Origin of the sequence: Pseudomonas sp. Pseusp88 (genome assembly GCF_047303955.1) — a bacterium.
Taxonomy (GTDB): domain Bacteria; phylum Pseudomonadota; class Gammaproteobacteria; order Pseudomonadales; family Pseudomonadaceae; genus Aquipseudomonas.
Map to the genome: position 1 here is coordinate 38,502 of NZ_JBGLYM010000024.1, position 22,018 is coordinate 60,519.

Annotated in this window: 24 protein-coding genes and 1 pseudogene; 14 read left to right on the top strand and 11 right to left on the bottom strand. The window is 60.0% G+C overall.

Features of this window, described 5'->3' with window-relative positions:
- Positions 1 to 45: 45 nt before the first annotated feature.
- The 7 genes from ACCD02_RS24080 to rsxA are packed head-to-tail and all read right to left on the bottom strand — an operon-like array spanning position 46 to position 5,453.
- Positions 46 to 312 carry an RnfH family protein gene (locus ACCD02_RS24080; protein WP_413307549.1) on the bottom strand — a complete coding sequence of 89 codons (267 nt, stop codon included), beginning with the start codon at positions 310 to 312 and terminating at the stop codon, positions 46 to 48.
- Positions 313 to 333: 21 nt separating this feature from the next.
- Entirely contained in the window at positions 334 to 1,065 is a 732-nt protein-coding gene (locus ACCD02_RS24085; RefSeq protein WP_413307552.1) for an electron transport complex subunit E, read from the bottom strand.
- Positions 1,062 to 1,751 carry an electron transport complex subunit RsxG gene (gene rsxG / locus ACCD02_RS24090; protein ID WP_413307555.1) on the bottom strand — a complete coding sequence of 230 codons (690 nt, stop codon included), beginning with the start codon at positions 1,749 to 1,751 and terminating at the stop codon, positions 1,062 to 1,064. The genes ACCD02_RS24085 and rsxG overlap by 4 nt, the downstream gene beginning before the upstream one ends.
- Positions 1,748 to 2,842 carry an RnfABCDGE type electron transport complex subunit D gene (locus ACCD02_RS24095; RefSeq protein WP_413307558.1) on the bottom strand — a complete coding sequence of 365 codons (1,095 nt, stop codon included), beginning with the start codon at positions 2,840 to 2,842 and terminating at the stop codon, positions 1,748 to 1,750. Before ACCD02_RS24095 ends, rsxG begins: the two co-directional genes overlap by 4 nt.
- On the bottom strand, positions 2,839 to 4,305 hold the full coding sequence (gene rsxC, locus ACCD02_RS24100; protein ID WP_413307561.1) for an electron transport complex subunit RsxC: 1,467 nt from the start codon (positions 4,303 to 4,305) through the stop codon (positions 2,839 to 2,841). Before rsxC ends, ACCD02_RS24095 begins: the two co-directional genes overlap by 4 nt.
- Positions 4,306 to 4,325: 20 nt before the next feature.
- Positions 4,326 to 4,844: an RnfABCDGE type electron transport complex subunit B gene (locus tag ACCD02_RS24105; protein WP_413307564.1), complete on the bottom strand. Its 519-nt coding sequence runs from the start codon at positions 4,842 to 4,844 to the stop codon at positions 4,326 to 4,328.
- A gap of 36 nt (positions 4,845 to 4,880) precedes the next feature.
- Positions 4,881 to 5,453 (bottom strand): electron transport complex subunit RsxA, encoded by a 573-nt coding sequence (rsxA, locus tag ACCD02_RS24110; RefSeq protein ID WP_413307566.1) that lies wholly within the window; start codon positions 5,451 to 5,453, stop codon positions 4,881 to 4,883.
- Between the two features lie 454 nt (positions 5,454 to 5,907).
- Between rsxA and nifL the strand changes: the two genes are divergently transcribed.
- From nifL to ACCD02_RS24160, 10 genes are all read left to right on the top strand, one after another.
- On the top strand, positions 5,908 to 7,467 hold the full coding sequence (gene nifL, locus ACCD02_RS24115) for a nitrogen fixation negative regulator NifL (protein ID WP_413307569.1): 1,560 nt from the start codon (positions 5,908 to 5,910) through the stop codon (positions 7,465 to 7,467).
- A 16-nt stretch (positions 7,468 to 7,483) separates the two neighbouring features.
- Complete coding sequence (nifA, locus tag ACCD02_RS24120) at positions 7,484 to 9,049, top strand: nif-specific transcriptional activator NifA (protein ID WP_413307572.1); 1,566 nt, start codon at positions 7,484 to 7,486, stop codon at positions 9,047 to 9,049.
- Positions 9,050 to 9,104: 55 nt separating this feature from the next.
- Positions 9,105 to 9,782 carry a thiopurine S-methyltransferase gene (locus ACCD02_RS24125; RefSeq protein WP_413307575.1) on the top strand — a complete coding sequence of 226 codons (678 nt, stop codon included), beginning with the start codon at positions 9,105 to 9,107 and terminating at the stop codon, positions 9,780 to 9,782.
- A gap of 192 nt (positions 9,783 to 9,974) precedes the next feature.
- The gene (gene nifB / locus ACCD02_RS24130) at positions 9,975 to 11,489 is read left to right on the top strand and encodes a nitrogenase cofactor biosynthesis protein NifB (RefSeq protein ID WP_413307577.1); all 1,515 of its coding nucleotides are present in this window, start codon (positions 9,975 to 9,977) and stop codon (positions 11,487 to 11,489) included.
- A gap of 39 nt (positions 11,490 to 11,528) precedes the next feature.
- Complete coding sequence (locus ACCD02_RS24135; RefSeq protein WP_413307579.1) at positions 11,529 to 11,807, top strand: 4Fe-4S binding protein; 279 nt, start codon at positions 11,529 to 11,531, stop codon at positions 11,805 to 11,807.
- 10 nt (positions 11,808 to 11,817) lie between these two features.
- Positions 11,818 to 12,270 carry an ArsC/Spx/MgsR family protein gene (locus tag ACCD02_RS24140; RefSeq protein ID WP_413307582.1) on the top strand — a complete coding sequence of 151 codons (453 nt, stop codon included), beginning with the start codon at positions 11,818 to 11,820 and terminating at the stop codon, positions 12,268 to 12,270.
- Positions 12,267 to 12,842, top strand: a complete 576-nt coding sequence (locus ACCD02_RS24145) for a nitrogen fixation protein NifQ (protein ID WP_413307584.1) — start codon at positions 12,267 to 12,269, stop codon at positions 12,840 to 12,842. The genes ACCD02_RS24140 and ACCD02_RS24145 overlap by 4 nt, the downstream gene beginning before the upstream one ends.
- Entirely contained in the window at positions 12,839 to 13,210 is a 372-nt protein-coding gene (locus tag ACCD02_RS24150; protein ID WP_413307587.1) for a thiosulfate sulfurtransferase GlpE, read from the top strand. The genes ACCD02_RS24145 and ACCD02_RS24150 overlap by 4 nt, the downstream gene beginning before the upstream one ends.
- Entirely contained in the window at positions 13,207 to 13,566 is a 360-nt protein-coding gene (gene grxD, locus ACCD02_RS24155; RefSeq protein WP_413307589.1) for a Grx4 family monothiol glutaredoxin, read from the top strand. The genes ACCD02_RS24150 and grxD overlap by 4 nt, the downstream gene beginning before the upstream one ends.
- A complete protein-coding gene (locus tag ACCD02_RS24160; protein ID WP_413307592.1) occupies positions 13,544 to 14,584 on the top strand; it encodes an FAD:protein FMN transferase in 1,041 nt (346 codons plus the stop codon). Before grxD ends, ACCD02_RS24160 begins: the two co-directional genes overlap by 23 nt.
- Here ACCD02_RS24160 and ACCD02_RS24165 read toward each other — a convergent pair.
- Positions 14,585 to 14,680, bottom strand: a pseudogene (locus ACCD02_RS24165) (transcriptional regulator); the annotation flags it as partial.
- A 291-nt stretch (positions 14,681 to 14,971) separates the two neighbouring features.
- Between ACCD02_RS24165 and ACCD02_RS24170 the strand changes: the two are divergent.
- The 3 genes from ACCD02_RS24170 (at position 14,972) to ACCD02_RS24180 (ending at position 18,784) form a co-directional block, all read left to right on the top strand.
- Entirely contained in the window at positions 14,972 to 15,496 is a 525-nt protein-coding gene (locus ACCD02_RS24170) for an RNA polymerase sigma factor (protein ID WP_413307595.1), read from the top strand.
- Entirely contained in the window at positions 15,493 to 16,338 is an 846-nt protein-coding gene (locus ACCD02_RS24175; protein ID WP_413307597.1) for a FecR family protein, read from the top strand. Before ACCD02_RS24170 ends, ACCD02_RS24175 begins: the two co-directional genes overlap by 4 nt.
- 79 nt (positions 16,339 to 16,417) lie before the next feature.
- On the top strand, positions 16,418 to 18,784 hold the full coding sequence (locus tag ACCD02_RS24180) for a TonB-dependent siderophore receptor (RefSeq protein WP_413307600.1): 2,367 nt from the start codon (positions 16,418 to 16,420) through the stop codon (positions 18,782 to 18,784).
- Between the two features lie 99 nt (positions 18,785 to 18,883).
- Here ACCD02_RS24180 and ACCD02_RS24185 read toward each other — a convergent pair whose 3' ends face one another.
- On the bottom strand, positions 18,884 to 19,354 hold the full coding sequence (locus ACCD02_RS24185) for an Lrp/AsnC family transcriptional regulator (protein WP_413307603.1): 471 nt from the start codon (positions 19,352 to 19,354) through the stop codon (positions 18,884 to 18,886).
- Positions 19,355 to 19,569: 215 nt separating this feature from the next.
- Here ACCD02_RS24185 and ACCD02_RS24190 point away from each other — a divergent pair, with 215 nt between their 5' ends.
- The gene (locus tag ACCD02_RS24190; protein WP_413307605.1) at positions 19,570 to 20,721 is read left to right on the top strand and encodes an aminotransferase class V-fold PLP-dependent enzyme; all 1,152 of its coding nucleotides are present in this window, start codon (positions 19,570 to 19,572) and stop codon (positions 20,719 to 20,721) included.
- A gap of 126 nt (positions 20,722 to 20,847) precedes the next feature.
- Here ACCD02_RS24190 and ACCD02_RS24195 read toward each other — a convergent pair whose 3' ends face one another.
- On the bottom strand, positions 20,848 to 21,432 hold the full coding sequence (locus ACCD02_RS24195; RefSeq protein WP_413307607.1) for a peroxidase-related enzyme: 585 nt from the start codon (positions 21,430 to 21,432) through the stop codon (positions 20,848 to 20,850).
- Positions 21,429 to 21,929, bottom strand: a complete 501-nt coding sequence (locus tag ACCD02_RS24200; protein WP_413307610.1) for a CMD domain-containing protein — start codon at positions 21,927 to 21,929, stop codon at positions 21,429 to 21,431. Before ACCD02_RS24200 ends, ACCD02_RS24195 begins: the two co-directional genes overlap by 4 nt.
- Positions 21,930 to 22,018 lie beyond the last annotated feature (89 nt).

Genomic DNA, 22,018 nt, shown 5'->3' on the forward strand with positions numbered 1-22,018 from the left:
TCCTCAGGCTGGGTGTAGGCAGTCGCACGGCCGATGGGCTCGCCGTCATTCTTCGTCGTCATCATCCTCATCGTCATCGAGCACCCGGGTGATGCGCTGGTAAATCTCCACGCGATCCCCCTCCCGGAGCGTCGTATCAAGCTTTACGAACTTGCCGAAGATCCCGACTTTCTGCACTTGCAGGTTGATCTCCGGGCAGCAGCGCAGCACACCGGACTGTTCAATGACCTGCGCCACCGTGGCCCCATCGCTGACCCGGCAGGTCAGCAGCAACGGTGGTGAAGGTGCGGCATAGACCACATCGACGTTCATGGCATTCCCTCCTCGGATAGCTCATTGCAGAACGATCAATTCACCGTGGGTAGTGATCCGTCGCACGGCACGTTTTTGATCGAAGACACGCTTGGCCGCCAGCAAAAAGCCGAGCACGATAAAGGCTCCCGGCGGCAGCACCACCAGCAAGATGCCTTTGTAGTCAGGGATGATGGTCATCTCCAGCCAATGGAAATGCGGCCCCAGCAGCAGGGATGCCTGGGAAAACAGGGTGCCACTGCCAATGATTTCGCGAATGCCGCCAATCAGCATCAAAAACCAGGTAAAGCCCAGGCCAATGCCCGCGCCGTCGAGAAACGACGGGAAGACCGAATGCTTGAGGGAGAACGACTCTGCCCGGCCGAGAATCGCGCAATTGGTGACGATCAACGCGATGAACAGTCCGAGGACTTTGTAGAGCTCATGCATCCAGGCGTTCATGGCCATGTCGATGATCGTCACCACGCCAGCAATGATGCCGATCATCAGCGGGTTGCGAACCTCGGGGGAAATGGTATGGCGCAACAAGGAGATGATCACGTTGGTACAGATCAGTACCGCCGTGGTCGCCAGCCCCATGCCCAGGCCGTTGGTGGCCGTAGACGTGACCGCCAGCGTCGGGCACAGGGCAAGAATCTGCACCAGGGTGACGTTGTATTCCCAAAGCGCCCCGGTAAAGAAACGCCAGACGGATGTGTGTTCATTGACAGGACTGGCGCTGCCGACACCGGCATCAGGTGAGCAATGACTCATGGCTTGGACTCCTGGGTTGGCTGGTCGCTCGCGTGCCTGAGGCGATCCACATGACGCTGCTGAAACTCCAGCGCCTGCAGAATCCCCTTGACCACGGCGCGCGGGGTAATGGTTGCACCGCTGAACTGATCGAATTGGCCGCCGTCCTTCTTCACCGCCCAGGCCTTGAGCGGGGTGTTACTCAACGACAGGCCGTCGAACCGGGTTATCCAGTTGCTTTTGGCAATGTCGATCTTGTCGGCCAGGCCCGGGGTTTCCTTGTGAGTCAGAACGCGCACACCGAGGATCGTACCGTCGCTGGCAATGGCGATGAGCTGCACAATGGGCCCGCCGTAACCCACGGTTTTGACACTCAGGGCAACCGCGCTCAACTCCCCCTTGAGCCGGGCCGGAAACACTTCCACGTCGCCCAGTGATTCGTCACTGACATGAAAGGCATCGGCCAGGGGATTGTTGTCATAGAGCGCGGCAGGCAGCACCTGACGCAGCACGGCCAAGCGGTCTTCCTGCTGTTCGCTGACGATGGAATCGTGCGTCGACACATCGGTGAGCAACAGCGCCAAAGCGACCAGCGCGCAGACCACGGCCAGGGAAATGCCCTGATAAACCAGCTGCGTACGCCAGCGCTCAAACAGCGTGGGTCGCGCGGGTGCCGGGGTCGTCGGGGGGATCTGTTGGCCGTTCATACCTTGTCCACCTCTTTGACCTGCCGCGTCCAGTTGGCGACCTTCAAGGGTTTGCCCCGGACATTGCGGCCGTAGGCCCGCGGGCGACAGTAACGATCAATCAGCGGCGTCAGCGCGTTCATGAACAACACCGCAAAAGCCACCGCTTCCGGGAAGCTGCCCCAGGTGCGGATCACATAGATCAGCGCACCGCTACCGAAGCCGAAGATCAACCGTCCGGTTCGTCCTACCGGCGAGGTCACCGGGTCGGTGGCGATGAACAATGCGCCCAGCATCAGCCCGCCCGAGGTCAGGTGATACAAGGCACCGGGATAGCGCAGCGGATCGATCTGTTGGGCCAGACCGGCAAACAGCGCAACAATGAATAACATCGCCAGGGGAATTTCCCAGTGGATGATGCGCAAGGCGATCAACCAGATACCGCCGAGAATCAGCAGCAACTCCGAGGTTTCGCCGAGGCTGCCGCCGCTGTGCCCGAGAAAGGCCGGCAGCACCGAGAAATCGCGGTCGAGAATTTCACTGGCGCTATGGTGCAAGGTCAGCTGCGTCTTGAGGTTACCCAGGGCCGTGGCGCCGGAAACCCCATCGGCTTGCTGCACACCGCTAAAGGTAATCCGCAGGCCTTCGAGAAAGTCCGGGCTGCCCGCACTGAACAGCGGATGCGGCAAGGCCCAATGAGTCATCTGCAGCGGAAAGGAAATCAGCAATGCCACTCTGGCCAGCATCGCCGGGTTAAACAGGTTCTGACCGATCCCGCCATAAACCTGTTTGCCCAAGCCAATGGCAAACAGGCTGCCACCGGCACCGATCCACCAGGGCGCCCACGGCGGCAGGCACAGCGCCAATAGCCAACCGGTGAGCAACGCCGAACCATCCAGCAGGCGCGTCATGGGCTGTTTAAGCAGGTGCAGGCAGGCCGCTTCAACCACCACTGCGCTCAGGCAAGTCACCAGAAACAGATTGATCGCCGGCCAGCCAAACAGATAGCAACCAAACAGCGTGGCGGGCAGTAACGCCAGACAGACGTGAAGCATAATGCGGTTGATCGAAGAACGATCATGGGCGAACGGCCCGGCGGCAGGACGGCTCATGGCTGAACCTCCTCATTGTTCTGGACAGGTGTGTTGCGCGAAGCCTTGGCTGCTTTCGCCACCTTGCGCGCGGCTTCTTCGCCGGCAACGCGCAGGGCACGCGCTTCGGTCGCTTGCCTGACGTAGTCGCTTTTACGGGCCGCCTGACGGCGCTCATCCTGCTGGCCCATGCCGTACTGGAAAAACTGCACCAACGGAATATGCGACGGGCAGACATACGAGCAACAACCGCAAAGGATGCAGTCACGCAGACCGTATTCGCTGGCAGTATCGAAATCATCCTTGCGGGTGTGAGCGACCATTTCCATGGGCATCAGCCCCATCGGGCAGGCATCCATGCAGCGCGAACAACGGATACAAGGTGAAGCCTCATTGTGCGGGACCTCATCTCGCGTCAAGGCCAATACCCCCGTGGCGCCCTTGATCACCGGCACATCGGTCGACGGCAGGATCACGCCCATCATCGGCCCGCCGAGCAATAGCCGCCGGGGTTCCCGGAGCAGACCACCACAGGCATCGATCAACGCCTGAACCGGTGTGCCGATCGGTACATCGAGATTCTGCGGGGTGGCAATGCACCCACCGGCGACCGTCAGCACCCGCGAGATCAGTGGCCGCCCAAACCGCAGTGCCTGCTGAATCGCGTAGACCGTACCGACGTTATGCACCAGCACGCCGACCTGGGTGCTGCGCCCGCCCGCCGGGACCTCCCGCCCGGTGATTTCCTGAATCAGTTGCTTGGCCGAGCCCATGGGATACAACGCTGGCACGGCGACCACTTCAATGGCGCCAAAAGGAGCGGCAGCCAGTTGCATCGCTGCCAACGCCTCAGGCTTGTTGTCCTCGATGGCGATGACGATGCTGTAGGCACGCAAGATGTACTGAATCAACCGCGCGCCATCAATGATATGGGCAGCTCGCTCGCGCATCAGTCGGTCATCGGTGGTCAGGTATGGCTCGCATTCGCTGCCATTGACCAACACCGTTTTGATCTCGTGCCGGGTGCCTTGCTTGAGCTTCACAGCGGCCGGAAAAATCGCACCGCCCAGACCCACGATCCCGGCGGCCGCAACTCTGTCGGCCAGCGCCAGCGGATCCTCATCGAAGGGGTCGGCCAGGACGTCGAGGTCAATCCAGCGATCCCTGCCATCGCACTCCAGAATGATCCCGTTGGTTTCCAGACCCGAAGGATGCGGGGCGAGAATCGGGCCGATATGCAGGATTTTTCCCGAGCTGGGCGCATGCACCGGCGCTGACAGTTCAGAAGGCGAACTGGCCAGCAATTGGCCCTTGAGCACGGTGTCGCCCACCCTGACCAGTGGCAAGCCTTCGGCCCCCGCATGCTGGCGCAAAGGCAAGGAAAGACGCGGCGACAGCGGCACGTTGCCGATCGGCAACAAGGCCGAGCGCTCCTTGTTGGACAGCGGGTGAACACCACCGCGTACGCGAGCAAAATTGAACATGGCTAACTCCGTCAGTCGACTCAGGCAAGCTGAGGCTTGGCCCAACGCCAGGTGTCCAGAGACACGTCTTGCGGGCTCAGGGAAACGCAATTTTCCGGACACGCCTGCTGGCATTTTCCGCAGCCGGTGCAGGCGTTCTGCAGGATGCTATGAATCTGGCCATTGGCACCGACGATGGCATCAGTCGGGCAGGCCTTGAAACAACGGGTACAGCCCGTGCACTGGCTGTCATCGATACGGGCCAGCAAGGGCGCGCTCATCTGTCCGTCCAAGGGCACGCCCAGCAACTCGGCCAGCTTTTCAGCCAGGGCCATGCCGCCAGGAGGACAACAGGTAACCACCGAACGACCTTCCACCAGCGCCGTGGCCGCCGCCGTGCAACCGGGAAAACCACACTGTCCGCACTGGCTGCCAGGCATCAACGCCTGTACTTCCTTGAGCAACGGATTTTCATCCCCGACCGCAAAGATCCGCGCCGCGACACCCAGGCCGCCGCCCAGGACCAGACCGATCAACGCCAATACCAAAATTGCAACCATATTCCCTCCTCTCGCCGCCCATCGCCGGCGGTGGTTTTAGATCAGCCCGCCAAACCCCATGAAAATCAGCGCCAGCATGCCGCCCGTGACAAAGGCAATCGGCGGACCACTGAACGCAGCAGGAATGTTCGACACCGTCATGCGTTCGCGCAGGCCGGCGAAAATAATCATGATCAAGGAGAAGCCCAGCGAGGAGCCGAATCCGAACAGCCCCGCCTGCAGCAAGGTGTGGCCTTCGCGCACGCTGATCAGCGGCACGCCGAGCACGGCGCAGTTGGTGGTGATCAGTGGCAGGTAAATACCCAGAGAGCGATACAGCTTGGGGCTGGTCTTGCGCACCGCCAGCTCGATCAGTTGGACCACTGCCGCGATAATCACGATGTACGCCAGGATCCGCAGGAAGCCGATTCCCAAGGGCTGCAATACCCAGTGTTCGACCATCCAGCTGGAGATACTGCCCAGCGTGATGACGATGGTCGTCGCCACCCCCATGCCGAAGGAAGGCTCCAGCTTGCCCGACACCCCCATGAAGGGACACAAGCCCAGGAACCGCACCAACACCACGTTGTTGACCAGCACGGTGCTGATCAGAAATAGCAAATAGTCCATGACGCTTGCCCACCTCTTCGCAGAACACTCTCCGGTTGCCTTGGTCGGCTCGGGTTTGCGAAGGGGTTTTGCATCAAATATGCCATGGGTCGATTTGTCGGTTTTTTTCCCCGCAAAGCCCGCCTCAGGCTGACCTGGGTCAATAGACGTTGAAAAAAAACGCTCATAGATAAACGCAAATTCAGCCGTGTGTAGGTTTTGCGACAGCCCGGATCTACCACGACGGCGTGACTGTGGGCTTTCGTACAGAAAGTCCTACATAAAGCCCTTCGTCCTTTGTCGGTTGCTGTTCCGTTTATCTCAACCAATTGAAATGTATTGATTTTTTTACACGGCACAGTGCTTGCAGACAGCCTTCAGGCAGACGGATAACCCTGTTTTAAAAAAGATGATCCCTTTAGTGATCGCGACAGACCGAGTTTTCAGCTTCCAGGCATTTGACGAGGTTTTGCGTATGACCCAGGCCAAACTGACACCCGATAGCCAGATCCCACCTGAAAGCGTCACGCCCACCGGCCTGGCTGCCGAGGTATTCCAGCAAGCGGTGGAACATGCACCTATCGCCATTTCGATCACTGACCTGCAGGCCAACATTCTCTATAGCAATCGCGCGTTCAGCAGCATCACCGGCTACAGCGCGAGCGAGATCATCGGCAAGAATGAGTCACTGCTGTCCAACGGACAGACACCCAAACTGGTTTATCAGGCCTTATGGAGTCGACTGGCACAGAAAAAGCCCTGGTCGGGTGTACTCATCAACCGGCGCAAAGACGATCTTCTTTACCTTGCGCAGTTGACCGTCGCTCCCGTGCTCGATCAGGACGGCGAAACCATCCACTATCTGGGCATGCATCGTGACACCAGTGACCTGCACGAACTGGAGCAACGGGTCAGCAACCAGCGACTGTTGATCGACGCGGTGGTCAACTCGGCCCCCGTCGCCATCGCGGTCCTGGATCGTGAGCATCGGGTACAGCTGTCCAATCCAAGCTTCAGTCGTCTGGCCCGGCACCTGACTACCGATGGGACACCGGAAAGCCTTGTCACCCTGCTGCGCGACAATCTGCCGGAGCCTTTTGCAGGGCTTGAGCAACAGGGCAAGAACTTCACCGGCAAGGAAATCTCCTTTGACCTGGGCGGCTCCTCGCCTTGCTGGCTGTCCTGCCATGGCATGGCGGTAGAGATCGAGGATGAAAGCGCTGACGTATTTTTCTCCCACGGCGAAGAGCGTCATCTGTTGCTGACACTCAACGACATTTCCGAACTGCGGCAAAAGCAGCAGGACTCTCAACTCAACGCCTTGAAAGCACTAATGGCCGAAGATGAACTGCTCGACGGCATGCGCGAAACCTTCAACGGCGCGATCCACCGCCTGCAAGGCCCGGTCAATCTGATTGCCGCTGCCGCGCACATGCTCGAACGCCGACTGGGCGACGAAGGCAAGAACGACGCCGTACTCAAGGCCATGCTCGAAGCCAGTACAGCGGGCATGGAAGCCCTCGAAAGCCTGGCGGGTTCGATCCCGGTGCGAGTGGCCGATACCAAGATGCCGGTGAACATCAATCAACTGATTCGCGAAGTCATCACGCTGTGCACTGACCGGCTACTGGCCCAGGGCATCATCGTCGACTGGCAGCCAGCCCTGCGCCTGCCTTGGGTGATGGGCGGCGAAAGCAGCCTGCGCAGCATGATCAAGCATCTGGTGGACAACGCCATCGATGCCATGAGCCAGAACCACACCAGCCGCGAGCTGTTGATCAAGACCCAGGTGGAAAACCAACAAGTGGTGCGTCTGGAAATCAACGACACCGGCCCAGGCGTAGCACCGGAACTGATGTTCAAAGTGTTCCAGCCATTTTTCAGTACCAAGCCTGCGCACAAGGCCGGACGCGGTATGGGGCTGGCCATGGTGCAGGAAATCGTCAACGAGCACGCTGGCATGGTGCATATCGACGGCAGTTACCAGCAAGGCTGTCGTGTCGTGGTTGAACTGCCTTTCTCCATTGCTCGTTGACCAGGAGGCTTCGCCGATGAATACCCATCTCGTCCAGCGACCCGCGATGCCGACCCGGCTGGAACTCTTTGACGGCCAGTTACAGGCCTTGTCCGGGATCGTCCGGATACTGTGTCGCGAACAGCAGATCGAGGTCGTGTTCGCCCAGATTCTGGGGATCATGCATAACGATCTTGGGCTGCTGCACGGCATGGTATCGATCTGCGATCCGACCCAGGGTACGTTGCAGGTCGGTGCGATCCACAGTGATGCGCAAACCGTGATCCACGCCAGCGAAACGGTGCGTTACCGGATTGGCGAGGGGGTGTTGGGCAGCATTGTCAAAAATGGCAACAGCGTCGTACTCGGCCGAATTTCATCGGAACCGCGCTTTCTCGACCGCCTCGCCTTGTATGACCTAGAGATGCCGTTCATTGCCGTGCCAATCAAATCCCAGGACGGCAATACCATCGGTGTACTGGCCGCCCAGCCGGACGCTCGCGCTGACAGCCTGATGGCTGATCGCACACGTTTCGTGGAAATCATCGCCTGCCTGCTTACACAGTCCGTGCGCCTGGTGGTGAACCAGGAAGACGGCAGCCAGGTCAAGAATGAACGAGACGAACTGCGCCGGGAAGTGCGTGCCAAATACGGCTTCGAGAACATGGTCGTGGGCCATACCGAAATCATGCGGCGAATCTTCGATCAGGTCCGGCGAGTCGCCAAATGGGACAGCACGGTACTGATCCTCGGCGAGTCGGGCACGGGCAAGGAACTGATCGCCAGCGCAATCCATTACAACTCTCCACGGGCGCATCATCCGCTGATCAAGCTCAACTGTGCGGCACTGCCCGAAACGCTGTTGGAGTCCGAGCTGTTCGGCCATGAAAAAGGCGCGTTCACTGGCGCGATCAAGCAACGCAAGGGACGCTTCGAACAGGCTGACGGCGGCACCTTGTTCCTTGATGAAATCGGCGAAATCTCGCCGATGTTCCAGGCCAAGTTGCTGCGAGTTCTTCAGGAAGGCGAACTGGAACGGATCGGTGGCAGCCAGACCGTTCGGGTCAATGTACGGATTGTTGCCGCAACCAACCGTGACCTGGAAAGCGAGGTGGAAAAAGGCCGGTTCCGCGAAGACCTTTATTACCGGCTCAACGTTATGGCCATTCGTGTACCGCCGCTCAGAGAACGCATTGCCGACCTGCCGGAGCTGGCCGAATTCCTGATCACCAAGATCGCCCGGCAACAGGGACGCAAGCTCTCCATTACCGACAGCGCAATCCGATTGCTGATCAGCTATCGCTGGCCCGGCAACGTCCGCGAACTGGAGAACTGCCTGGAGCGCTCATCGATCATGAGCGAAGACGGCACCATCACCCGGGACGTGATCTCTCTGACAGGCCTGGACAACGACACCCAGCCACTGGCGCCGTTACAGGATGTAGACCTGGGCGACGACTCGATGGACGACCGTGAACGGGTCGTTGCCGCGCTGGAGCAGGCTGGCTGGGTTCAGGCCAAGGCGGCTCGCCTGCTGGGGATGACACCACGACAGATAGCCTATCGAATCCAGACGCTCAACATTCATATGCGCAAACTGTGACGCGCCTGCCTCTGAAAACAGAGGTCTTGCGTGCCCGGCCAGGAAGGCCATACCGATGAGCGATTCAGACAACACACTATGGCTGCAACTGTGGCGCGAACACCGCATTGCATTCCATCAAGAGGCGGTCAATCCCCTGTTGGCGCGCTTCTGGCCAGCTCTGAGAGTGACTCGCCACAACCGGGTCTTCGTTCCCTTGTGCGGCAAAAGCCTGGACATGATTTGGCTCGCCAAGTGCGGCCACGATGTCATCGGCGTGGAATTGAGCCCCGTTGCCGTAAGGGCTTTCTTCAATGAAAACCACCTGTACCCGACCCGCCGCGAAACCGGGGATTTCACCATGTGGCACGCCGGCCGGATCACGATTCTGTGCGGTGATTATTTCGCGCTCCAACCCCAGGACCTTGGGCACATCGATACGGTCTATGACCGCGCCGCTCTTACTGCTCTGCCCGCCCATATTCGGGCCGCTTACATTGCCCAACTGCGCAGGATAGTCCCGGACACGGCCAATGTGTTTCTACTGACAGTGGAGGATGCACAAGCCGGAGACAGCCGTCAGAAAAGGATGGGGATCGACCGGGAAGTCGGGGCTTTGTATGCCGCGGATTTTGAGATCGAACTGGCCCATGTCGAGAGTCTGTATGAAACCCATCCTGATGTTTTGGACCATGCAGCGAAGCCGGTCGAATACAAGGTGTACCGACTCCAGGGTAAAAAAAGCCATGTCTGATCGGCGACGGACTGCGACAAGGGCCTTGTCAGTTGTCGGACACAGCACCTTCTGCAGCCCCGAAAGATTGTCCGATGCCGGACAAACCCCATGACGAACGCTTATAAAACCCTTTTGAATCAATGCCCTGAAAAATCGGCACAACACTTGCTGATACCTCTCCAGACAAAGGCGCCTATCCGGAGAATCAGCATGGAACTCAGCGTACTTGGGCAAGAAAACAGCGAACAGGCAATGGCTGGCGGTTGCTCGTCAGGCTCATGCGGCAGCACCGACGATCAGCTCTCGCACTTGCCGGACAGCATCCGCAAAAAAGTCCAGAACCATCCGTGCTACTCCGAAGAAGCCCATCACTACTTCGCCCGCATGCATGTGGCCGTCGCCCCGGCGTGCAATATCCAATGCCACTATTGCAACCGCAAATACGACTGCGCCAACGAGTCACGTCCTGGCGTGGTGTCCGAGGTGCTCGATCCGCTGCAGGCAGTAAAGAAGGTCAAGGCGGTGGCCGCCACCATTCCACAAATGACTGTGCTCGGCATCGCCGGTCCGGGCGACCCGCTCGCCAATCCGCAACGCACCTTTGAAACCTTCCGCCTGCTCAGCGAGCAAGCGCCGGATATCAAGCTTTGTGTCTCGACCAATGGCCTGGCCCTGCCGGAACTGGTAGACGAACTGGCCAAGTACAACATCGATCATGTGACCATCACCATCAACTGTGTGGACCCGGAAGTCGGCGCCAGGATCTATCCGTGGATCTTCTGGAACAACAAGCGTATTCGCGGCAAAAAAGCCGCAAAGATTCTCATCGAGCAACAACAGAAAGGCCTGGAAATGCTGGTTGCCCGGGGGATTCTGGTCAAGGTCAACTCGGTACTGATCCCCGGCGTCAACGCCGAACACCTCAAGGAAGTCAGCCGTGTGGTCAAGGCCAAGGGCGCCTTTCTGCATAACGTGATGCCGCTGATTGCCGAAGCCGAACACGGCACGTTTTACGGGGTCATGGGCCAGCGCAGCCCGGAGCCTGAAGAACTGCAGGACTTGCAGGATGCCTGTGCCGGCGACATGAACATGATGCGCCATTGCCGCCAGTGCCGGGCCGATGCCGTTGGTCTGCTGGGCGAGGATCGGGGCGACGAGTTCACCCTCGACAAGATCGAGCAGATGGATATCGACTACGAAGCCGCCATGCTCAAACGAGCGGTTATCCACGCGGCGATCATCGAAGAGCTGGATGAGAAAGCCACGAAAAAGGCTCGCCTGGCAGCCATGTCAGTCCCCGTTACCAGCGCCCCTCAGGTCAAAGGCAGTCATCGCCCGGTACTGATGGCGGTGGCCACCAGCGGCGCGGGCCTGATCAATCAGCATTTCGGTCACGCCAAGGAGTTTCTGGTCTACGAAGCATCGTCCTGCGGGGTGCGCTTCATCGGGCATCGCAAAGTCGAGCAGTACTGCATCGGTGATGACAGTTGCGGTGAGAAAGAAAGCGCCCTGGCCGGTAGCCTGCGAGCCTTGAAAGGCTGTGAAGCGGTGTTGTGTTCCAAGATCGGTTTCGAACCCTGGAGCGCACTGGAGGCTGCCGGTATTCAGCCCAATGGTGAACATGCCATGGAGCCCATAGAAGAGGCGGTACTGGCGGTCTATCAGGATTTGATCGACAACGCGCGTCTGGATACCCAGCCATCTTCATTGCGCGTCAATGCCTGATCGAACCCTGGAACGTATGTGACGTGAGGAGCGTGGAACGTGGCACTGAAAATTGTCGAGTCCTGTGTCAACTGCTGGGCCTGCGTTGATGTTTGTCCTAGCGACGCGATCAGCGCGGCGCCGACGCAGTTCCTGATCGATGCACACAAATGCACCGAATGCGATGGCGACTTCAGCGAGCAGCAGTGCGCCAGTATCTGCCCGGTGGAAGGCGCGATCCTGTTGGCCAATGGCTGCCAGGCCAACCCCCCGGGGTCCCTGACGGGCATACCACCAGAACGCATGCTTGAGGCAATGCGGGAAATCCAGGCGCGCTGAGGAGGCCACCATGTCGTGCATCGTTTTTTACGAAAAACCTGGCTGTGCCACCAATCAACTGCAAAAACAGCTGCTGCGTTCCTGCGGCATGCAAGTCAAAGTGCTTAACCTGCTGATTCAGCCGTGGACCCGGGACACCTTGCGCCCCTACTTCGGCGAACGGCCCGTGGCAGAGTGGTTCAATCTTTCGGCGCCAGCCATCAAATACGGCAATCTGGATCACCGCGCGCTCGATCCTGAGCAGGCGATCACCCTGATGCTGGCCAACCCATTGCTGATTCGCCGCCCGTTGATCCGATTCGGCGAGCACCATCTGGTCGGTTTCGACTTGGCCAGACTCAATGCCATGCTGCCCTGTCGGGGCAGCTTTCCCATCGACAACATCGACCCGCTGGAGGGCTGCAACCATGGACAGGAATCCCATATCGGCTGTGTGCCAACGACCATAGAAGTCACGCCATGAATGCCACTGCCAGCCGCTCCGGCGCGCTGCTGGATGAGCAGCACGCCAACCATGCCTGGCTCACCCGCATCCTTGCCGAGCAGCGTGCCGGGCGTACCTGCCTGCCGCGGCATCTTGGCCTGAGCGTCAGGTTGTACGACGAAATGATCGCGCTGCACTTCGGCAAATCGGGGCAGTTGCAGGACTGCGCGCGCACAGCGGGTGATGAACCGGGCGCACTCAGGGAGGAGCTGCTGGAGCTGCGCCGTGATGAATGGTTTGAATTATCCCGCCTGCTACTCAGCGGACGCCGGGGGCGCGAACAAGAGGAAGTCTGGCTGGCCGGCATCGTCGCGGCCGGTTGCCTGGGCGGCAATCATCTCTGGCGGGATCTGGGCCTGGCGTCACGGTTGCAGCTGCGCGAGCTGTTGACCCATAACTTTCCGCTGCTGGCCATGCGCAATGTGCAAGACATGCGCTGGAAAAAATTTTTCTACAAACAATTGTGTGAACAGGACGGCGGCTACGTCTGCCGCGCACCTTCTTGCGGAATCTGCCCAACTTATGATGAATGCTATGGAGAAGAATCATGACTCACTACACACGCATCAGCGTCGACGACGCCCAGGTTCTGCTGACCAGCAAAAGCCCGGTGATGTTGCTCGACATGCGCGACGCTCACGCCTACTGCCAGGGGCATGACCCGCGGGCAATCCATCTCAGTGAACTGAGCATCCGCAGCCTGATTCGCAGCACGCCCAAGGACGTGCACCTGATCGTCTGCTGTTACAAGGGCCATGCCAGCCAGGAGCGAGCCCAGTTACTGGCGGACTTTGGCTTCTCCCATTGCTACAGTCTGGACGGCGGCTACGAGGCCTGGAAGAACCGCCGCAGCCATGCAGACCACTTCGTCAGAACCCGGACCGCCGCAGTGGCTCGGCCCCTGGGAGATCACGCATGAAAACGCCTGACACCGAAGCACGGATTCGCGCCCAGATCAGTGCAAATCCCGTGATCCTGTTCATGAAAGGCACCGCCGACGCCCCGGAATGTGGCTTCTCCGGGGCGGTGGTAAACGCTCTGAACCAGATGGGTCAGGCTTTCACTTACGTCAATGTTCTGGCCGCGCCACAGATACGCGAAAAACTGCCAGGCATCTCTGCATGGCCGACCTACCCGCAATTGTTCGTCAACGGAGAGCTGGTGGGGGGCGCCGATATTGTCCTGGCCATGCAGGCCGATGGCAGCCTGGCGCAATTGCTGGCAACCGTTCACCTTCCCGCGGGCGATGATCATGCAACGACCAGCAAACACTAGCATCTATCGGCATACAGGCATGGGCCTGGCCTGTGTATTGCTGGCCGCACTTCTGGCCGGTTGCGGCGAACGTATCGAAAGTTTTGGCGGGCCGACCATGGGCAGCACCTACACGATCAAATATGTACGCACATCGTCAGGCCCGTCACCGAGCGAAGTCCAGAGCAAGGTGGAAGCCGCATTGCGTGAGGTCGACGAACAGATGTCGACCTATCGCAAGGATTCGCTGGTATCACGTTTCAATCGGCTTCCGGCGCAAAGCTGCATGGAGTTGCCCGAAAGCATGCTCAGCCTGGTTCGCTACGGCAGCCAGTTGTCCGAGGACAGCGGGGGCTCCTATGATCTGACTGTCGAACCCTTGATGAACCTTTGGGGATTCGGCCCCGACGCCCATGGCGAACGCGTGCCCAGCGCCGCCGAGATCGCTCAAGTGTTACAGCACATCGGGCATCGACACCTGCACATCGAACAACAGCAACTGTGCAAGGACACCGATATCAAGCTGGACTTCGACAGCATCGCAGCCGGGTTTACGGTGGATCAGGTTTCAGCGTTGCTGGAGCAAATGGGCATACACAGCTATCTGACGGAAATCACCGGCGAGCTCAAGGCAGTGGGCCTCAAACCCGACGGCAGCGCCTGGCGTATCGCCATCGAAGCCCCCCGCAACGATGAACAAGTCGCGCAGATCAGTCTCGACCTCGACGGTTACGGCATGTCCACCTCGGGCGACTATCGCAATTACTTCGAAGCCAACGGCAACCACTACTCGCACCTCTTCGATCCAACCACCGGAGCCCCCATCACTCATAACCTCACTTCGGTCACTGTCATCGACCGCTCGGCCCGCAACGCGGACGGTCTGTCCACCCTGCTGATCGTCATGGGCCCTGTACGCGGCTTCCAATACGCCCTTGTCCATCAGGTTGCCGCAGTGTTCATCACGCGAGAAGAGAAGACCTTCGTCAGCCATAACACACCCGCGCTGGACGCACTGCTGGCGCAAAAAGCGAACTGATCAAGCCGTGTAGTTCAACGGCAGCGCCGTGGTGGACTTGATCTGCTCCATGGCAAAGCTGGAGCTGATATCGGTAATCCCCGGCAGTTCGATCAGACGCTCCCACAATAATCTCGCCCACCTGATGCATCGCGAAATACCTGTTCATTTTTTGATCACTCCGCTCCAGACCGCCCGCGTACTGGCATTCCTGAAGTTATCCACAGACATACCCCCGGTTTACGTGGACAACTTTCTCGTGAATTCAAGCGTTTAGCCATGACCGACCGGTCAATCGGGCAATGCAAGGGTAAGCAGTGATTACAGCTGGATGAAATGGCAGAAGACTATTAATGAAAAGACTTCTCATTTATATTCAGCAATGTTTCAGCCTGTTTCGAGTTCACTGTGCCGTTCGATCCCGTCAAGCCATCCCTGCTCAACACCCTGGTTCGTCACTATGACGATCTGGTGGATCGTGTGCGCCGGCGTTTTGGTGACCGGAGTTTTGCCCATGAAGTCGTGCATGATGTCTGCGTGCAACTGCTGGAAAAGAGCGAGAAGGACGGCGTGCACTCGCCCCTGGCCTTGCTGCACAAGATTTCCCATGACCAGGCGGTGAGCCGCTACCGCAGCGAACACCGTCGCCAGTCGTGGATCGTCACCCTGCCGCAGCTGCCGGACACGATCTGTGAAAGCCCTTCGCCACAGCGTTACTGTGAGGCCAACCGGGAACTGGAACACCTGGCCCAGGCCATCGCTCAGTTGCCGACGCGCTGCCAGATGGTTTTCGTCATGCACAAGGTCCACGAGATATCCCAGGCAGAAGTCGCCACGCAATTGGGTGTGTCACTCAAGACGGTGGAAAAGCATCTGCGTCTGGGCATGGTCGCCTGCCGTGACTACCTTGCACGTCTGGAGACACAGCCATGAGTCCGACGCCCGCTCCAGAGCAGCCGCTGTCCCGGGAAGACGAAGCCCTGTTGCGCCATCGCGAAGAACTGCGCAAACGCTTCCCCCTGCCCACGCCCAAGCCTCGCAAACCGCGCAAGGCAGCAGCCGCGGCGGCGTTACTGATTTTGCTCGGCGCCGGACTGGCCTGGCTTGACCCGGCCTATCGCAGCGAAACCTACAGCACGGCCATCGGCCAACACCTCAGCAGCCAACTGGCCGACGGCAGCCGCCTGACCCTGGACAGCAACACCCGCGTCGACGTCGAGTGGCATGTGCGTTCGCGACGGGTTGTGCTGCACAGCGGCCAGGCGTTGTTCGACGTCTCGCGCACGGTGCTGCGGCCATTCGAAGTCCAGGCCGGAACAACCCGGATCAAGGTCCTCGGCACCCTGTTTGGCGTACGCAATCTGGATGACAGCGTGCGCGTGACCCTGGCCAGGGGCAACGTCAGTGTCAGCTCGACCCTGCCCGACGAAACACCGCAGCAACTGATTCCCGGCCAGCAAATCGAGGCCAGCCATGGTCATCTACTCACGCCTTCGACGGTGGATGTCGAGGCGGTGCTGGCCTGGAAGGACAACCGCCTGATCTTCGAACGCACGCCCCTGGGCGACGCGCTGGCGGTGATCCAGCGCTATCGCCAGGCACCGATCCGCCTGGATGACCCGAGCCTGACCAGCCTGCCGATCAGCGGCACTTTCGACAGCAGCAACGTGGAAAACCTGCTCGGTCTGCTGCCGAGCATTCTGCCCCTGAGCCTTGCCAGCGACGCCGATGGCACCCTGCATGTACGGCGTAAAAACACTGCCTTGAAAAAATAATCGCGCAACCAGGTAGGGTTGCGCGGGCTTCGTGACGGCTTTCTGTACATAGCCCACGTCATTCAAGGAAACCCCTTACATGAAGCAGCCTGTACGTCCCAGCCGTCGGCGTTTGCCGCTGTCCTTGCTTGCCAGCAGTCTGCTGCTCGCGGTGTCCGGCCTGGTGCAGGGTCAGGAGCGGGTCGCAATCGACCTGCCCGGCAGCCCGCTGGACAAGGCCCTCAACGCCCTGGCCCGGCAATCGTCGGTGCAGATCATCTTCGCCAGCGATATCACCAGCGGCAAGACCGCCCCGGCGCTCAAAGGCAGCTTCACTCCACAGGAAGCCCTGGACCGCCTGCTCGATCACAGCGGTCTGCAACCCCAGGCCCGGGATGAGCACACCTTTATCATCGTCCCGGCCGGAACAACTTCGGCATCGACGCTGATAACGCCTGCCGCCGTGATCGCCCCTACCGATATCGCGCCCATGGTCATCCGCGGTGATGTGTTGGGCAACGCCAGTAATCCGGAAGTACTCAGCTACTCCGGCAGCCGCAGCGTGATCGATGCCGGGGACTTGCAGAAAGCCAGTACCCGTGGTGTCGACGAAGCCCTGCAACACGTACCTGGGGTCAAGATCTTCGATGAAACCGGCACCGGCGCCCTGCCGCAGATTGCGGTGCGCGGTCTCTATGAGAGCCGCAGCGGACGCATCCAGGCTCTATCTGACGGCATCCCTCTGGCACTGGCGCCCTACGGCCAGACAGGCCTGTCGCTGTTCCCGGTGACCATGGCCACCGTGGACCGGGTCGATATCGTCCGCGGTGGCGCCGCCGTGCAGTACGGCCCGAACAACGTCGGCGGGGTGATCAACTTCATCAGCAAGCCGATCCCCCGCGAGCTGCAAACCACCCTGCAGGAGCGCACCACCTTCAACGCCGGCGGCCGCCAACTGTGGGATTCCTATGTCGGCACGGGCGGTTACCTGACCGATAACTTCGGTCTGCAACTGGACCTCAATACCGTCACCGGCGAGGCCGGGCGCGAGCACTCCGACACCGACATCCAGAACTACCGCCTGCGCGGCCAGTGGAATATCGATGACGACCGCGACCTGAGTTTCGGCGTACAGCATTACAAGGCTGATATGGACCTGGCTGGCGCCCTCAGCGTCAAAGACTACAAGCACGACCCACGGCAATCGACCCGCCCCATCGACCGCTTCGAAGGCGACACTGACCGCGTCTGGGGCACCTACACCCAGCGCCTCGGCGCCATGGGGCCGTTCGATTCGGTAGAGTTCAGCTGGACCAACTTCGCCCACAAGAGCTACCGCAACTTCGTCGTCGGCCTGCCCTTCACCCCGGATGGCAAGGCCGCGACCAAGCAGGATGGGCCACGGGACTTCCGCGTCTGGGGCAGCGAACCGCGCCTGAGCATGAGCATTGATGGCGATGAGGTCAGCCAGACCTGGCTGCTGGGTGCACGCTATGTCAGCGAAGATATTGACTACAAGGTTGATCGCCAGAGTCTGACAACCGGAGTCAATGCGCCCTTCCGCAACTGGAAGTTCGACGACGACGCCAAGGCCTTTTACCTGAGCAACGCCATCGGCCTGCTCGACCACAAACTGACCATCACACCCGGCGTACGTTATGAAAATGCGCGCATGGACTACAACGATGGCATCACCGGCTTCCAGAACAAGAACAAGTCCGAAGAATGGCTGCCAGGCCTGACAGTCGGCTATCAGGCCACTGACGCCTGGTATGTCTACGCCAACGCACAGAAATCACTGCGTCCGCCGCAGGTCACGCAGATCGTCAAGGAAGGCTCGGTGGGCGCTGAACTGGCCTGGAACTACGAGACTGGCGTGCGCTATACCCCTTGGGACGGCATGCGTGTGGATTTAGGCCTGTACCGCATCGATTTCGATGACCAGATCGTCTACAACGCCACCACCGACCGCTATGTGAACCTGGGCAGCACCCGCCATCAGGGCATCGAGACTGAAGTGTTCTGGACCCCGCAAGCCCTGCACAACCTTGACCTGCACGCCAGCTACGCCTACCTCGACGCCAAACAGCGCAATGGTGATTTCAAGGGTAACGAAGTGCCGTTCGCCTCGCGCAATCAGTTGAATGTCGAAGGCCGCTACCGCTTTGCCGAGCACTGGACCTACAGCCTCGATGGCCTGTATGTCAGCAGCGCCTATACCGATGCCGCTAATAGCGGCGCCGAAGATGCTACCGCTTCGGTGGGCAAACTGCCTGCGTACTGGTTATGGAATACCGCCCTTGAGCGGGAGTTCAAGCTGCAGGACAAGAGCGTGCTGACCGCTTCGGCGGGTATCAGCAACCTGTTCAACCGCGAGTATTACTTCCGCGGCATCGACACCAGCCCCTGGGGCCGCCAGCCAGCGCCGCAGCGGTCGTTGACCCTGGGGGTCAATTACAAATTTTGAGTCTGTCCGTCGGAGCGAGGCTTGCCCGCGAACGATTGAACGCGGTATGCCTGATGGCCTGCGTCACCCGATTCGCGGGCCAGCCTCGCTCCAACGCTCCTATCTTTGTGATCCCGTATAGTCCAACGGCAACGCCGTAGTGGATTTGATCTGCTCCATGGCAAAGCTGGAGCTGATATCGGTAATCCCGGGCAGTTCGATCAGGCGCTTGTACACCGAGTCGTACCCGGCGATATCCGGCACCACGATGCGCAGCAGGTAATCGGTATCCCCGGCCATGCGGTAGCAGGCCACCACTTCAGGCAAGGTGTCGATCAGGGCGTGAAAGCGTCCAAGCCACTCGGCGTTGTGCTGGTTGGTGCGGATCGCGGCGAACACCGTCACCGCCACGTTCAGTTGCCGCGGGTCGAGCAAGGCCACACGCTGACGAATGATGCCCTGCTCTTCAAGCTTCTGTACCCGCCGCCAACAGGCGGTGCTGCCCAGGCCGATGGCGTCGGCGATCTCGGCGATGGGCCGGGTGCAATCGGCCTGCAGGATGCTGAGGATGGCTTGATCGAACTTGTCCACGGCGGCGCTCCGGGGGAGTAAAAACTGCGGCGGTTTCGGGGTTGTGGCGATGAAGATAATCGAATGGGGTGAACATCTGAAATTTTATTTCATAAACCTTCCACTCATTCGAATATTATTCGTTAAAAACTCCGTTAGTCCGTCGAGATATCAATTTTTTTTCAGGCCCACGCTAGTAATCTTTTTGCCATTACCGCTAGCCCAGGCCCTCGACCATGACCACCACTCCCTGTTACTTCGATTACGCCGCCACCACTCCGGTCGATGACCGCATCATCCCGCTGATGGTGGCCTGCCTCGGTCGCGAAGGTACCTTCGGCAACCCGGCTTCCAGCTCCCACAGTTTTGGCAATCAGGCCCGCACCTCCGTTGAACTGGCGCGTCGTCAGGTCGCCGAACTGGTGGGTTGCGCCGCTGATGCACTGGTATGGACCTCCGGCGCCACTGAGTCCAATAACCTCGCCATCAAAGGCCTGGCTGCGAGCAACCCGAGCGGCCATCTCATCACCAGCGTGCTCGAACACAAGGCCGTGATCGATACCGTGCGCCAGCTGGAACAGGCCGGGCATCCGGTGACCTGGCTGCAACCGGGCAACGACGGTCTGATCCAGCCCGAGGCCGTGCGTCAGGCGCTGCGCCCGGACACCACTCTGGTGTCGCTGATGCTGGTCAATAACGAGATCGGCACCACCACGGACATCGCCGCAATTGGCCAGATCGTCCGTGAACACGGGGCAATCTTTCACGTCGACGCTGCCCAGGGCACCGGCAAGGTCGCCATCGATCTGAGTCGGCTGGCGGTGGACCTGATGTCGTTTTCGGCGCACAAGACTTACGGTCCGAAAGGCATCGGCGCGCTGTATTTCAATGAGCGTGCGCGGCCCCTGCTGGCGGCGCAGATCCACGGCGGCGGGCATGAGCAGGGCCTGCGTTCCGGCACCCTGGCCACCCACCAGATCGTCGGCATGGGTGCGGCTTTTGCCCTGGCCAGCGCCGAGATGAATGAGGAAAGCCAGCGCATCGGCGAACTGTCCCGGCAACTGCGCGACGGCCTGCTGCAACTGCCCGGCGTCAGCCTCAACGGCAGCCCCGAGCAACGCATCCCCCATACCCTGAACCTGTGCATCGACAGCCCCGGTTTCAACGCCATGAGCCTGGCCAATGACCTGGCCTTCTCCACGACCTCGGCCTGCAATTCGGCCAGCAACGCCCCGTCCCACGTGCTGCTGGCGCTGGGGCTGAGCCCGGCGCAGGCATCGAGCAGCCTGCGTTTGAGCCTGGGGCGGTATACCCGGGCCGAAGACGTGCAGCGGGCGATTGACCTGATCGCTCAGAAGCTGACGGCGCCTGCCACTACCTTCTGGTAAATCCTGGCGGTGATTCGGTGGGACCGGCTTTAGCCGGGATGAAGTCGGTACAGTCGCTGCATCTTTAATGCATGTACCGCCGCCTTCCCGGCTAAAGCCGGTCCCACAGGCTTCCCTCGGCACTCCCTATACAGCAAACACCGGCTCACCCAGATTCAGCATCAACCGATTGGCCCAGGCAAAGATCGCGATCGCGTGAATCAGGTCGAGCACTTCGGCATCGCTCAGGCCCTGCTCGCGCAGTGGCTTGATCTGCTGCGGTCCGACTTCGGCAGGGTTCAGCGTCAGGTCGATGGAAAACTGCACGATGGCCTTTTCCCGCGCCGTGGTGCCTGCCGTGTGGGGATCGGCAAAGACCTCGGCGATAACGTCATTGCGCTTGGCCAGTTGCTCGAAACGCTGGGCGTGCACCGAGGCGCAGTAAACGCAACGGTTGATACGCGAAACCACGGTGCTCGCCAGTTCGCGCTCGGCACGGGACAAACCGCCGGGGGCGTACATGATGGCGTTGAAGGCCAGGGAACGCTGACGCAGGATGTCCGGCTGATGGGCCAGGGTCAGGTAGTAATCCGAGACCTTGGCCTTGGGGTGGCTCTCTTCCAGCACGGCAATCTGCTCGGGCGTGGCGCTGTCCAGATCGACCTTGGGCAGCCAGGCCTTCCAGCCCAACTCTTCACTGGTGAAACCGTTGCTGCGAATCGGCTCGCTCATGATTGGGCTCCTTGCAATGCGCTGAGCCCGACAAGCAGGCGCGTCTGGTAAGACAGATAGGCGATCAACTGGGCCAGCACGACGATTTCCGTGGTGGCCAGGCCAGCGTCCTGCAACCCCTTGAGCGCGCCCTGATCACCCTCGACCGGCGACAGAATCAGGGTCCGGGTAAAACCCAGGATTGCCTGCAAACGCGGATTGCCGATGTCCTCAAGACTGTCACTCTGGATATGCGCCAACTGTTGCGAGTCGACGCCCCGAGCCTGAAGCTGCTCCAGGTAGTGACTGGCCAGGGCCGTTTGCGGGGTCAGGCTGGCGGCGTACAAGGCCACTGCCAGGCGCTCGACCAGGGTCAGGTCTCCCGGCAAGTCTTCGGCGAAGAACAGCTCATGGCTGCCCTGGGTCGCGGCCACTACCTTGTCACGGGCATGGCGCACGCTGTACAGATTGTCCGGGGCGGCAAGCCCCAGCAGGTTGTCGATCAGATCGGTGCTCATATCAAATCCTGTAAAATAACCTGCGGGAACGAATTCATTCGCGAAGAGGCCAGTACATCCACTACTTCTGCGGCGACTGAAATACCGAT

Coding starts and splice junctions, on each gene's coding strand:
- ACCD02_RS24080 (WP_413307549.1), bottom strand. CDS start 312: ATGAACGTCGATGTGGTCTATGCCGCACCTTCACCACCGTTGCTGCTG.
- ACCD02_RS24085 (WP_413307552.1), bottom strand. CDS start 1,065: ATGAGTCATTGCTCACCTGATGCCGGTGTCGGCAGCGCCAGTCCTGTC.
- rsxG (WP_413307555.1), bottom strand. CDS start 1,751: ATGAACGGCCAACAGATCCCCCCGACGACCCCGGCACCCGCGCGACCC.
- ACCD02_RS24095 (WP_413307558.1), bottom strand. CDS start 2,842: ATGAGCCGTCCTGCCGCCGGGCCGTTCGCCCATGATCGTTCTTCGATC.
- rsxC (WP_413307561.1), bottom strand. CDS start 4,305: ATGTTCAATTTTGCTCGCGTACGCGGTGGTGTTCACCCGCTGTCCAAC.
- ACCD02_RS24105 (WP_413307564.1), bottom strand. CDS start 4,844: ATGGTTGCAATTTTGGTATTGGCGTTGATCGGTCTGGTCCTGGGCGGC.
- rsxA (WP_413307566.1), bottom strand. CDS start 5,453: ATGGACTATTTGCTATTTCTGATCAGCACCGTGCTGGTCAACAACGTG.
- nifL (WP_413307569.1), top strand. CDS start 5,908: ATGACCCAGGCCAAACTGACACCCGATAGCCAGATCCCACCTGAAAGC.
- nifA (WP_413307572.1), top strand. CDS start 7,484: ATGAATACCCATCTCGTCCAGCGACCCGCGATGCCGACCCGGCTGGAA.
- ACCD02_RS24125 (WP_413307575.1), top strand. CDS start 9,105: ATGAGCGATTCAGACAACACACTATGGCTGCAACTGTGGCGCGAACAC.
- nifB (WP_413307577.1), top strand. CDS start 9,975: ATGGAACTCAGCGTACTTGGGCAAGAAAACAGCGAACAGGCAATGGCT.
- ACCD02_RS24140 (WP_413307582.1), top strand. CDS start 11,818: ATGTCGTGCATCGTTTTTTACGAAAAACCTGGCTGTGCCACCAATCAA.
- ACCD02_RS24145 (WP_413307584.1), top strand. CDS start 12,267: ATGAATGCCACTGCCAGCCGCTCCGGCGCGCTGCTGGATGAGCAGCAC.
- ACCD02_RS24150 (WP_413307587.1), top strand. CDS start 12,839: ATGACTCACTACACACGCATCAGCGTCGACGACGCCCAGGTTCTGCTG.
- grxD (WP_413307589.1), top strand. CDS start 13,207: ATGAAAACGCCTGACACCGAAGCACGGATTCGCGCCCAGATCAGTGCA.
- ACCD02_RS24160 (WP_413307592.1), top strand. CDS start 13,544: ATGCAACGACCAGCAAACACTAGCATCTATCGGCATACAGGCATGGGC.
- ACCD02_RS24175 (WP_413307597.1), top strand. CDS start 15,493: ATGAGTCCGACGCCCGCTCCAGAGCAGCCGCTGTCCCGGGAAGACGAA.
- ACCD02_RS24180 (WP_413307600.1), top strand. CDS start 16,418: ATGAAGCAGCCTGTACGTCCCAGCCGTCGGCGTTTGCCGCTGTCCTTG.
- ACCD02_RS24190 (WP_413307605.1), top strand. CDS start 19,570: ATGACCACCACTCCCTGTTACTTCGATTACGCCGCCACCACTCCGGTC.
- ACCD02_RS24195 (WP_413307607.1), bottom strand. CDS start 21,432: ATGAGCGAGCCGATTCGCAGCAACGGTTTCACCAGTGAAGAGTTGGGC.
- ACCD02_RS24200 (WP_413307610.1), bottom strand. CDS start 21,929: ATGAGCACCGATCTGATCGACAACCTGCTGGGGCTTGCCGCCCCGGAC.